This window comes from Marinobacter flavimaris, assembly GCF_002933295.1.
Lineage (GTDB): Bacteria > Pseudomonadota > Gammaproteobacteria > Pseudomonadales > Oleiphilaceae > Marinobacter > Marinobacter flavimaris.
Map to the genome: position 1 here is coordinate 152,544 of NZ_PSSW01000011.1, position 11,934 is coordinate 164,477.

General features: G+C 56.9%; 10 protein-coding genes and 1 rRNA gene (1 of these 11 cut by a window edge). 10 read left to right on the top strand and 1 reads right to left on the bottom strand.

Annotated features, from left to right (window positions below; translation table 11 throughout):
- Nucleotides 1-22: 22 nt before the first annotated feature.
- From rluD to clpB, 3 genes are all read left to right on the top strand, one after another.
- Nucleotides 23-1,000, top strand: coding sequence for a 23S rRNA pseudouridine(1911/1915/1917) synthase RluD (rluD, locus tag MDHKLMBL_RS17910; RefSeq protein ID WP_104271773.1), 978 nt, complete (start codon nt 23-25; stop codon nt 998-1,000).
- Nucleotides 990-1,748 carry a peptidoglycan editing factor PgeF gene (gene pgeF / locus MDHKLMBL_RS17915; protein WP_104271776.1) on the top strand — a complete coding sequence of 253 codons (759 nt, stop codon included), beginning with the start codon at nt 990-992 and terminating at the stop codon, nt 1,746-1,748. Before rluD ends, pgeF begins: the two co-directional genes overlap by 11 nt.
- 320 nt (nt 1,749-2,068) lie before the next feature.
- Nucleotides 2,069-4,645, top strand: coding sequence for an ATP-dependent chaperone ClpB (clpB, locus tag MDHKLMBL_RS17920; protein ID WP_104271779.1), 2,577 nt, complete (start codon nt 2,069-2,071; stop codon nt 4,643-4,645).
- Nucleotides 4,646-4,696: 51 nt separating this feature from the next.
- Here clpB and MDHKLMBL_RS17925 read toward each other — a convergent pair whose 3' ends face one another.
- Nucleotides 4,697-5,158 carry a DUF4124 domain-containing protein gene (locus MDHKLMBL_RS17925; RefSeq protein ID WP_104271781.1) on the bottom strand — a complete coding sequence of 154 codons (462 nt, stop codon included), beginning with the start codon at nt 5,156-5,158 and terminating at the stop codon, nt 4,697-4,699.
- 520 nt (nt 5,159-5,678) lie between these two features.
- Between MDHKLMBL_RS17925 and MDHKLMBL_RS17930 the strand changes: the two genes are divergently transcribed.
- The 7 genes from MDHKLMBL_RS17930 to MDHKLMBL_RS17960 all read left to right on the top strand — a co-directional run.
- Nucleotides 5,679-7,397, top strand: a complete 1,719-nt coding sequence (locus MDHKLMBL_RS17930; protein WP_008170695.1) for an acetolactate synthase 3 large subunit — start codon at nt 5,679-5,681, stop codon at nt 7,395-7,397.
- A gap of 2 nt (nt 7,398-7,399) precedes the next feature.
- The gene (ilvN, locus tag MDHKLMBL_RS17935; RefSeq protein ID WP_008170692.1) at nt 7,400-7,891 is read left to right on the top strand and encodes an acetolactate synthase small subunit; all 492 of its coding nucleotides are present in this window, start codon (nt 7,400-7,402) and stop codon (nt 7,889-7,891) included.
- A 64-nt stretch (nt 7,892-7,955) separates the two neighbouring features.
- Entirely contained in the window at nt 7,956-8,972 is a 1,017-nt protein-coding gene (gene ilvC, locus MDHKLMBL_RS17940) for a ketol-acid reductoisomerase (RefSeq protein ID WP_008170689.1), read from the top strand.
- 89 nt (nt 8,973-9,061) lie between these two features.
- Nucleotides 9,062-9,880 carry a CDP-diacylglycerol--serine O-phosphatidyltransferase gene (pssA, locus tag MDHKLMBL_RS17945; protein ID WP_041644958.1) on the top strand — a complete coding sequence of 273 codons (819 nt, stop codon included), beginning with the start codon at nt 9,062-9,064 and terminating at the stop codon, nt 9,878-9,880.
- Between the two features lie 95 nt (nt 9,881-9,975).
- A complete protein-coding gene (gene msrP / locus MDHKLMBL_RS17950; RefSeq protein WP_053114538.1) occupies nt 9,976-10,950 on the top strand; it encodes a protein-methionine-sulfoxide reductase catalytic subunit MsrP in 975 nt (324 codons plus the stop codon).
- Complete coding sequence (gene msrQ / locus MDHKLMBL_RS17955; protein WP_008170683.1) at nt 10,950-11,573, top strand: protein-methionine-sulfoxide reductase heme-binding subunit MsrQ; 624 nt, start codon at nt 10,950-10,952, stop codon at nt 11,571-11,573. The genes msrP and msrQ overlap by 1 nt, the downstream gene beginning before the upstream one ends.
- Before the next feature lie 281 nt (nt 11,574-11,854).
- A 16S ribosomal RNA gene (locus MDHKLMBL_RS17960) occupies nt 11,855-11,934 on the top strand (it continues 1,537 nt past the right edge of the window).

Consider the following 11,934-nt stretch of genomic DNA (forward strand, 5'->3'; position numbering starts at 1 on the left):
ACACACAGGCCCTGGGGGCTTAATGTCATCTGAAAAACGAATCCTCGCCAACTTTGTTGTGCCGCCGGAATTGAGCGACAGGCGCCTGGATCAGGCCGCAGCAGAGCTGATGCCCGAACACTCCCGTTCCCGCCTGCAATCCTGGATCAAAAGCGGTGCGCTAACAGTAAATGGCGAGGTGCGAAAGCCTCGGGACAAGGTGATGCTGGACGATCGCCTGGCGCTGGATGCCGAGCCGGAAGCTCAGGTGAGCTGGCAGGCCGAGGAAATCTCGCTCGATATCGTCTATGAGGACGAGCACTTGCTGGTCATCAACAAGCCCGCGGGCCTGGTGGTGCACCCGGCCGCCGGCCATGCCGATGGAACCCTGGTCAATGCCCTGTTGAACTACGCCCCGGAGGTCGAGAATTTACCGAGGGCGGGCATCGTACATCGCCTCGACAAAGACACTTCGGGCATCATGGTCGTTGCTCGCAGCCTGATTGCGCATACGTCCCTGGTCGATCAGCTGCAAACCCGAACCATGGGTCGTGACTACGAGGCCGTCGTCGTTGGCACCCTCACCGGTGGCGCAACGGTTGATGCGCCCATCGGCCGGCATCCTCGGGAGCGCAAGAAAATGGCGGTCGTCGCCTCCGGCAAACCGGCGGTCACCCATTATCGCCTGGTGGAACGTTTTGCCGCCCACACTCACGTCCGCTGCAAACTGGAAAGCGGCCGAACCCATCAGATCCGGGTTCATATGGCCCATGTAAAACACCCGCTGGTCGGAGATCCGCTCTATGGAGGTCGGCTGAGACTGCCCAAGGGAACCACTGAGGAGCTTAGAGAGGCCCTCTCGGCGTTCAACCGTCAGGCCCTCCACGCCCGGCAATTGACCCTGGAACACCCGGAAACCGGTGAAATCCTGACCTGGGAGGTTCCCTTGCCTGAGGATATGGTTGCGTTGATTGAAGCTCTGCGCAAACACGCCCGGGAGCTGGAAACCCGTGACTATTGAAAGTGACGCCCTGAAACCAGACTGGCCTGCGCCCGACAGAGTGCGGGCGATCAGCACAACCCGCGCCGGTGGAGTCAGCGGTCGACCCTGGAACAGTCTTAACCTCGGTGTTCACGTCGAAGACGCTCCAGATCACGTGCAAGAGAATCGGCGAAGACTCGCCGAGTCCTTGAAGCTGGATAGCGCCCGTATTGGTTGGCTCAACCAGGTACACGGTACCGCGGTCGTTGAGCTAACCCCGAACAACGTCGGACAAACGGCCGAGGCTGACGCCAGCTACACCCGTCATCCGGGCATCGCCTGCGCCATCCTCACTGCTGACTGCCTGCCCGTTATCCTTGCCGATCGCGAAGGAACAGTTGTTGGCGCCGCCCACTGTGGCTGGCGAAGCCTGTGTGGCGGTGTTATCGAGAATCTGGTGAGCGAGATGGCCGTTGCGCCCGAAACTCTGCAAGCCTGGCTCGGCCCGGCCATCGGTCCGGACAGCTTCGAGGTCGGCCCGGAAGTGCGTGAAGCCTTCCTTGACCATGATCCCAAAGCGGTCCACGCCTTCACAGCCGAAGGTGCTCGGCCGGGTCATTTCATGGCAGATATCTATGCCCTTGCCACTTTGCGGCTAAATCATCTCGGTGTTTCCAACGTGACTGGCGGTGCCCTGTGTACCGTTCAGGATTCAGATCGGTTTTTTTCATACCGCAGGGATGTCCGGACCGGGCGGATGGCCACGCTGGTCTGGCTAACAAGTTAAATGTCCAGCTTGAATTGGCGGCGGCGAGGCGGTTACTGAAAAGTCCGGTGGCTGGTGCGAGGCTGCTTTCCAGAACTGTCTGCAGCATGGATGCTGCAGCCAAGCCTACAGGGATGTATTCACGGCGTGTTCTGGAAAGCAGCCTCGCGCCAGCCTTGCACCCAGCACCAAACTCAAACCTGACGGCCGTCAATTTTCTGACGAATACATCGCAGCCCCGCTTGAAGTCGCTCTACTTGCCCCTACATTAACTGTCAAAGCAATCGAATATCCGCCACCCAAGGCACCATGGTATTCGCAGAAATTTGGGGAAAGTACACATGAGAATCGACAAGCTGACCAGCAAGCTGCAGACCGCCCTCGCGGACGCACAGTCCATCGCGGTCGGAAAAGATCACAACTTTATTGAGCCGGTGCACCTGATGCAGGCACTGCTTGATCAGGAAGGCAGCGCGATCAAGCCGCTGCTCAAGCAGGCCGGCGCAGAGCCCGGACGCATTCGCCAGGCGATCGCCCGGGAAATCGAAAACCTGCCGGAAGTGCAGGGATCGGCCGGCGACGTCTCCATGTCCAATGACATGGGCCGGCTGTTCAACATTGCCGACAAGCTCGCCCAGAAGCGCAAAGACCAGTACATCTCCAGTGAGCTCATGTTGCTGGCCGCTCTGGAAGACCGGGGTACCCTTGGCCGGGTGCTCAGGGAGCAGGGCGTTGATAAAGCTGCCCTCGAAAAGGCCATTGATGACGTTCGCGGCGGCGAAGCCGTCAACGACGCCAGCGCCGAAGAAAACCGTCAGGCTCTGTCCAAATACACCATCGACCTTACCGAGCGAGCGGAGGCCGGCAAGTTGGACCCGGTGATCGGTCGCGATGATGAAATTCGCCGCACCATTCAGGTATTGCAGCGTCGCCGGAAGAACAACCCGGTCCTCATCGGTGAACCTGGCGTTGGTAAAACCGCCATCGTCGAAGGGTTGGCCCAGCGTATCGTCAACGGCGAGGTGCCCGATGGCCTCAAGGACAAGAAAGTCCTGTCACTCGATATGGGTGCCCTTATTGCCGGCGCCAAGTTCCGGGGTGAATTCGAAGAACGCCTGAAAGCTGTTCTGAACGAACTGTCCAAACAGGAAGGTCAGATCATCCTGTTCATCGACGAGATTCACACCATGGTCGGTGCCGGCAAGGCCGAAGGCTCCATGGATGCCGGTAATATGCTCAAGCCGGCCCTCGCCCGCGGTGAGCTGCATTGTGTCGGTGCGACCACCCTGGACGAATACCGTGAAAATATCGAGAAGGACGCGGCTCTTGAGCGTCGCTTCCAGAAAGTGCTGGTGAGCGAACCCAGTGAGGAAGATACCATCGCCATCCTGCGGGGCCTGAAAGAGCGTTATGAGGTTCACCACGGGGTTGAGGTGACAGATGGCGCCATCATTGCCGCCGCCAAGCTTTCTCATCGTTATATTGCCGACCGTCAGCTGCCGGACAAGGCCATTGATCTGGTAGACGAGGCAGCTTCCCAGATTCGTATGGAAATGGATTCCAAGCCTGAACCCCTGGATCGCCTTGAGCGTCGCCTGATTCAGCTAAAAATCGAGCGCGAGGCTCTGAAGAAAGAGACTGACCCGGCCTCGAAAAAGCGCTTGTCCGAGCTTTCCGACGTGATCACCGGTGTCGAGCGTGAATACGCCGATCTGGAAGAGGTCTGGAATACCGAAAAAGCCGCTCTGCATGGCTCCCAGAAGATCAAGAGCCGTCTGGAACAGGCCCGCATCGATCTGGAGAATGCCCGTCGTGCCGGTGATCTCGGTAAAATGTCCGAGCTCCAGTACGGGCAGATTCCTGAGCTGGAGCGTCAACTGGATATGGCCAGCCAGGCAGAGATGATGGAAATGAAGCTGCTTCGCAACCGGGTAACCGACGAGGAGATCGCCGAGATCGTCTCCAAGTGGACTGGCATCCCGGTGTCCAAGATGCTTGAAGGTGAGCGCGACAAACTGATGCGCATGGAGGAGGCGCTGCATGGGCGGGTCATTGGCCAGGATGAAGCCGTTGAAGCTGTGTCCAACGCGGTGCGTCGTTCACGTGCGGGCTTGTCCGATCCCAATCGCCCCAACGGTTCGTTCCTGTTCCTGGGCCCGACCGGCGTGGGTAAAACCGAGCTGTGCAAGGCCCTGGCGTCCTTCCTGTTCGATACCGAGGAAGCCATGGTTCGTATCGACATGTCCGAATTCATGGAGAAGCATTCCGTGGCTCGCCTGATCGGCGCGCCTCCGGGCTATGTCGGCTACGAGGAAGGTGGCTACCTGACCGAGGCGGTTCGTCGCAGGCCGTATTCCGTGTTGCTGCTGGATGAGGTGGAAAAAGCCCATCCGGATGTGTTCAATATCCTCCTGCAGGTGCTTGAGGATGGTCGTCTAACCGACGGGCAGGGCAGGACCGTCGACTTCCGGAACACGGTCATTGTCATGACCTCCAACCTCGGCTCGGACATCATCCAGCAGAAGGCCGGCGAGGAGAACTACGAGGATATGAAGAATGCGGTCATGGAAGTCGTCGGCACCCATTTCCGCCCCGAGTTCATCAACCGCGTGGATGAAGTGGTGGTGTTCCACCCGCTGGCGGAGAGTCAAATCCAGGGCATTGCCCGGATTCAGATCGAGTCTCTGAGCAAGCGCCTGAAAGAACAGGATATGAATCTGGAGCTGGATGACGCTGCGATGGAGTTGCTGGCCGAAGTCGGGTACGACCCGGTATATGGCGCGCGGCCTTTGAAGCGGGCTATTCAGCGAATGATCGAGAATCCGCTGGCCCAGCGTTTGCTACAGGGAGAGTTTGTGCCGGGGGATGTCATCAAGGGTACGGTGGAGGACCACCACCTGGCATTCGCCAAGGCTTGAGCTTGAAACCGGGGTCAGATGAAGGCTTTCATCTGACCCCTTTTTTTCTTCTTACTGTTCTTCTGGTCCGCAGTTCTCTTCCGCAATTCGCTCAAATTCTGCCCGTTTTTCGGCAATTTCCTCTGGGCTGAGGTAGCGTTGCTCGCCATTTTCTTCAATGCGGATTCGTGCGTTACGGTCAATCACGTCCAGGTTGGAGCGTGCGGTCGCGCAGTTCGCCTCCCGCTGTTTTCTGCGGGCCTCCTCAACTGCCGTTTCCTGGCGCTGTTCCGCCTGCTCGTTCTGCTGTTCCTGCATATTCTGCAGACGCTCCTGAGGGCTCTGCCGGTTGCCAGAAGCATCGGTAGAAGTGCCGGAACGCACATTGACCCGCTCGGCCTTCGAGCCCGTGGGTTGTCGGTCGCCAAAGTGGGTAACTCCGTTTTCATCGGTCCATTTATAGACAGAGGCGCTCGTGGCGACACCTGGTACAACGGCCAGCAATAAGGTCAGCGTCAGGATTTTTCTGTTCATGGCTCAACTCGCGTATGTTCACTGCTCCCGGGCAGGCAGACAACCTGGATAGACCGGGCCCGTTTTTTTAATTTCAATGTTGCCTATCATGCCATCGCTATTGCGGATTTTCTTCTGTCTGGTTCAAATCTTTGTATCGGATTTGTTCCAAGTATGGCAGACCTTCGGCCAGTATAGGCACAGAAACCTGCAGCGGCTATTGACAGGGAGTTTCGCGCTGTCAGAATTACCGATTGCCTGAAGACTGGGGTCAATACGGCAGGCAATCCCGAGCGAGTATCCCCCATCAATTACCACACTGAACGCGCCGCGCATCCGTCGCGGGATGGTTGTTGCTTACGTGCAACCCGTTGATTGGCCGTTCTCCGCAACCCTCAGGAGGGCGGCTGGCCAGGAGACAACCTCTTAACAAGGTGTGGAGGAGCAGCCGGTTCCGCTTTCAAAAGAAGCATGGACACCGTGAATCCAGGCAACCGGGAGCCTTCCCGGCTCATTCACTCGTAGAAGAGGGTAGAAAATCGTGGAGTTATTGTCTGGCGCCGATATGCTGATCCGGTCCCTTCAAGATGAAGGTATCGAATACATATACGGCTATCCGGGTGGTGCAGCCCTTCATATTTATGATGCGCTGTTCAGGCAGGACAAAGTCAAACACATTCTGGTAAGGCACGAGCAGGCGGCGGTCCACATGGCCGACGGTTATGCCCGCGCGACCGGAAAACCAGGTACCGTACTGGTGACCTCGGGTCCTGGAGCCACCAACACCATCACCGGCATTGCCACCGCATTCATGGATTCCATCCCGATGGTGGTTCTTTGCGGCCAGGTTGCGTCCACCCTCATCGGCGAGGACGCGTTCCAGGAAACCGATATGATGGGTGTCTCCCGTCCGGTGGTTAAGCACAATCTCAGTGTCCGTCATCCCGAGGAAATCCCGGAGATTATCCGCAAGGCGTATTACATTGCCGCGACCGGTCGCCCCGGTCCTGTGGTCGTGGACATTCCCAAGGATATGACCACGCCGAACGAGCGTTACGAGTACGCCTATCCCAAGAAGGTCAAACTGCGCTCCTACAACCCCGCTATTCGCGGCCATGCCGGTCAGATCAAGAAAGCGGTCGACATGATGCTGGCGGCGAAGCGCCCAATTATCTACGCAGGTGGTGGGGTTGTTCTGGGCAAGGCATCGGATCAGCTGACCGAGCTGGTACGGCTGCTGGGCTATCCGATCACCAATACCCTGATGGGCATTGGCTGTTACCCAGCCAGCGATAAACAGCACCTGGGCTGGCTTGGCATGCACGGCACCTACGAAGCCAACATGGCCATGCACCACTCGGACCTCATCCTCTGCGTGGGAGCCCGTTTTGATGATCGGGTGACCAACGCTACCGAGAAGTTCTGTCCGGGCGCGCGCATCATCCATATCGACATTGATCCAGCCTCGATTTCCAAGACCGTCGATGCCGATGTGCCCATCGTTGGCCCGGTTGACGCTGTGCTCAAGGAAATGCTGTCGCTGGTGAAGGAAGCCAAGGAAAAGCCGGACGCGGACGCAATCGCTTCCTGGTGGAAGCAGATCGACGAGTGGCGGGCATTCCATGGCATGCGCTATGAGACCAGCCCGGATGTGATCAAGCCCCAGGAAGTCATTGAAATGCTGTGTCGCTTGACCAACGGCGAGGCCTTCGTGACTTCCGATGTGGGTCAGCACCAGATGTTCGCGGCCCAGTACTACAAGTTCGATAAGCCCAACCGCTGGATCAATTCCGGTGGTCTCGGCACCATGGGCTTCGGCCTGCCGGCGGCCATGGGGGTAAAGCTGACCCATCCGGACGACGAAGTGCTGTGCATTACCGGTGAGGGCAGTATCCAGATGAACATCCAGGAGCTGTCGACCTGCAAGCAGTACAACCTGCCGGTTAAGATCATTAACCTGAATAACCAGGCTCTGGGTATGGTCAAGCAATGGCAGGACATGAACTACGAGTCCCGCCATGCCGAGTCCTACATGGAATCCCTGCCCGACTTCATCAAGCTGGCGGAAGCCTACGGCCACAAGGGTGTCCGGATTGAGAAGAAGGAGGATCTGGAGACCAAGCTGAAAGAAGTGCTGGCCATGAAAGACGAGCTGGTATTCGTGGATATCTACGTGGACCGTTTTGAGCACGTGTATCCGATGCAGGTTGCCCGAGGTTCCATGAAAGATATGTGGCTCAGCAAGACGGAGAGGGTCTGATCATGCGTCGAATCATTTCTGTTTTGCTTGAAAACGAACCTGGCGCCCTGTCGCGGGTGGTAGGTCTGTTTTCCCAGCGCAACTACAACATCGAAACACTCACCGTGGCGCCAACCGAGGACGAGACGTTGTCCCGTCTTACGGTGACCACCACGGGTTCTGACAAGGTGATCGAACAGATCACCAAACAACTGAACAAGCTGATTGAAGTCGTCAAGCTGGTGGATCTCACCGAAGGCGCCCATATCGAACGCGAACTGATGCTGGTCAAGCTGAAAGCCACGGGTTCCCAGCGTGCCGAGATCAAGCGTACGGTGGACATTTTCCGCGGCCAGATCGTGGATGTGACCAGCTCCGTTTACACGGTTCAGTTGGCAGGTGACAGCGAGAAGCTGGACGGCTTTATTCAGGCCGTTGGCACGTCGGGCGTACTGGAAGTGGTGCGCAGCGGTGTATCCGGTATCGCCCGGGGCGAGAAGGTGCTCAGCCTTTAACGATTTCAAACAGGGTTTGAACAATATGGCTCTTCGGGGCCATCACAAATAACAGAGGTTTCTCATGCAGGTTTACTACGATAAGGATTGCGATCTTTCCATCATCCAGGGCAAGAAAGTTGCCATCATTGGTTTCGGCTCCCAGGGCCACGCTCACGCGTGTAACCTGAAAGAGTCCGGTGTTGACGTGACCGTGGGCCTGCGCCCGGGTTCTTCTTCCATCGCCAAGGCGGAAGCCTATGGTCTGAAGACCAGCGACGTGCCGTCTGCCGTTGCCGCCGCCGACGTTGTCATGGTTCTGACTCCGGACGAATACCAGGCCCAGCTGTACAAGGCGGAAATCGAGCCGAATCTGCAGCAAGGCGCCACCCTGGCGTTCGCCCACGGCTTTGCCATCCACTACAACCAGATCGTTCCGCGTAAGGATCTGGACGTCATCATGATTGCTCCGAAGGCACCGGGCCACACCGTGCGCACCGAGTTCGCCAACGGTGGTGGTATTCCCGACCTGATCGCTATCTTCCAGGATTCCTCCGGCAACGCCAAGAATCTGGCTCTGTCCTACGCCAGCGGTATCGGTGGCGGCCGTACCGGCATCATCGAAACCACGTTCAAGGATGAGACCGAAACCGATCTGTTCGGTGAGCAGGCCGTTCTCTGCGGTGGTACCGTGGAGCTAGTTAAAGCGGCGTTCGAAACGCTCGTGGAAGGCGGTTATGAGCCGGAAATGGCGTACTTCGAGTGTCTGCACGAGCTAAAGTTGATCGTCGATCTGATGTACGAGGGCGGTATCGCCAACATGAACTACTCCATCTCCAACAACGCGGAGTATGGCGAGTATGTGACCGGTCCCGAAATCATCAACGAGCAGTCCCGTGAAGCGATGCGCAACGCGCTGAAGCGTATTCAGAGCGGCGAGTACGCCAAGATGTTTATCTCTGAAGGCGCTCTGAACTATCCGTCCATGACGGCGCGTCGTCGCCAGAACGCTGCCCACGAAATCGAAGTGGTTGGTGAAAAACTGCGCGGCATGATGCCCTGGATCTCCGCGAACAAGATCGTGGATAAGGACAAAAACTAAGCGGAATTCCGCCTGGTTTTGAAAAACGCGGCCCGGGTGGCCGCGTTTTTCGTATATACTCCGCCCAAACGCTTTCCGGAGTAATGGGAATGACTGAAGAAAGAAAATCCGCCGACGGCAAGCAGAACCCGGACTATGAAGTCGAGGCCGGGGAAGTGGTTGAAGAAGAGCTGGTAGGAGGTGCGCCCGTGCGCCGCAAGGGGATATATCTGCTTCCCAATGCGCTCACAACCGCTTCGCTGTTCTCAGGTTTCTACGCCATTGTTTCTGCCGCCAACGGCGTCTTTGACAATGCCGCCATCGCTATTTTTGTGTCGATGATTCTGGACGGTCTCGACGGCCGGGTTGCCCGGATGACCAATACCCAGAGTAAATTCGGTGAGGAGTACGACAGTCTGGCCGACATGGTGGCCTTCGGCGTCGCTCCCGGGCTGGTAGCCTTTTTCTGGTCACTGAACGCCTTCGACAAGGTTGGTTGGGCCATCACCTTTATCTACGTGGCTGGCGCCGCTTTGCGCCTGGCACGGTTCAATACCCAGATTGGCTCGGTCGATAAGAAGTTCTTTGTCGGCTTGCCGAGTCCGGCTGCGGCTGCCTGTGTCGCGGGCCTGGTCTGGTGTTTCCATCTTTTCGAACCGTCTACCTGGCTCACCTTGTTGACCATGTTTGTGGTCGGCGGTGCCGGTGTTTTGATGGTGAGCAATATTCTGTACCGCAGTTTCAAGGATCTGGACCTGCGTGGCCGTGTACCGTTTGCCGCCATTCTGCTTGTGGTGCTGGTTTTTGTAGTGATCGCGCTGGATCCTGCAACCGTATTGTTTACTGGATTTCTGATATACGCGTTGTCCGGCCCTGTTCGTGCGCTTTTCCGTGGCAAGCCACGGAAAGCTCCAGGCGCCGCTGACTGAGCACCCCTTCCGGGCCTCCTCAGTGAGGTCCGGGAATTTTCAATACAGTCTCCGGTCAACGCCTTTGCTGGCTGATGCCCCGACGGAGACTTTCCATGCTCATCAAGAAACGCCCTTCCTGGGCTTTGCCTCATTCTGAAGTTACGCCCGAGTCTGTTTACCTGAACCGACGTCAATTTATGTCCGGCACCCTGGCTGTGGCCGCTGGCCTTTCAGTGCCCGGTCTGTTGTCGGCAGCGAAGCTTCCTGTCCCGGGAGAAGCGCTGGATTTTGTTCCGATGCCCGGCTTTTCCACCGACGAGGAGAAAACCCCTTTTGAGGACGTAACCCGTTACAACAACTTTTACGAGTTCGGCACTGGAAAAGGGGATCCGGCGAAGTACGCCGATGAGATGACCGTTGATCCCTGGTCCGTGGTTGTTGAAGGCGCATGTGATCGGCCCGGTGCGTATGCGTTGGAAGATCTGCTGAAACCTCACGAGTATCAGGAACGGGTGTATCGGCTTCGTTGTGTCGAGGCCTGGTCGATGGTGATTCCCTGGATCGGGATCCCCTTGGCCGACATTCTCAAGCGGCTCGAACCGACTTCCAGGGCGAAGTACGTCTATTTCGAGACCCTCTATGATCCGGACCAGATGCGAGGTCAGCGCTCGCTGTTCAGCACCATCGACTGGCCTTATCAGGAAGGTCTTCGCATGGACGAGGCAATGAACGAGTTAAGCTTCCTGGCTGTTGGGCTCTACGGCAAGACCATGCCAAACCAGAATGGCGCGCCTATCCGGCTGGTCGTGCCCTGGAAGTACGGTTTCAAGAGCATCAAGTCGATCGTCAAGATTCGCTTTCAGGAGGAGCGCCCCAAGACTACCTGGGAAATGCTTGCGCCCCAGGAGTATGGCTTCTATGCCAACGTGAACCCTGAAGTTGACCATCCGAGGTGGAGCCAGAAGCGGGAGCGCAGGCTGCCCTCTGGCTTGCTCTCTCCCAACTACATGGAAACCGTCAAGTTCAATGGTTATGGAGAACAGGTTGCCGATCTGTACAAGGGCATGGATTTGAGCAAGTTCTATTGATGAATGAGAAGCGTGTGCTGAACCAACCGGGGTTTGTGCTGGCGTTTCGCCTGCTGGTAGCGCTGCTCGCCAGCGTTCCCCTGTTGGTGCTGATTGCCAGCATTGCCAGCCAGTCCCTCGGCCCGGATCCCGGGCAAGAAGTAACAGAGTCGCTGGGCATCGCGGCATTTCAGTTATTGATTGCTACCTTATGCATGACACCGCTCAAGCGTTGGACAGGGTGGGGAGCGTGGATCCGGGTTCGCCGGATGCTTGGTCTGTTTGCGTTCTTTTATGCGGTGTTGCATGTATTGGCGTTTCTGCAGTTTATTCTTGGCTGGAGCGATCTATGGGCCACGTTCACCAAGCGGCCATATATCCTGGCGGGGGCGGTGTCTTTCCTTATGCTTGTGCCACTGGCGTTAACCTCAACAAAGGGGATGATGAGGCGGATGGGCCGGCAATGGAAAGCCTTGCATAAGCTGGTGTACCCGATTGCGATAGCGGCATGGGTTCATTTCATCTGGCAGTCCCGCAGTGACGTTGGAGAAATGGTGGTGTACGGCCTGATAATCGCAGTTCTGCTGGCGCTTCGTTGGAAATGGAGCGGGAGTCGCGCGCTGATTCCGTTTGTCAGAGGCTGATTTTGAGTAAAAAGAATACGATCTGATCACTGACTGATCAGGCGGATACGTGGAAACCGATACCGCTATAAATTAATTCAAAAACCTCGTTGACAGTTTTCCTGACGCCTGTAGAATGCGCACCACTTCTGAGGGACAAGCCACTCACAGCGGTTTTCCGAGCAGAAGTAACCGTTTGAAAGTACTGAAGAAAATGAGTTTTAAAATTCTTCGGATTAACGGTTGACAAGGCGGCGTTACGATGTAGAATACGCGGCCTTGATTGAGCAACAGCTCAAACGCTCTTTAAAAAGTTGACCAAGTAATTCGTGTGGGCGCTGGCCGAGGTATTTCGGATATGAAATATCAGGACAGTGACTCG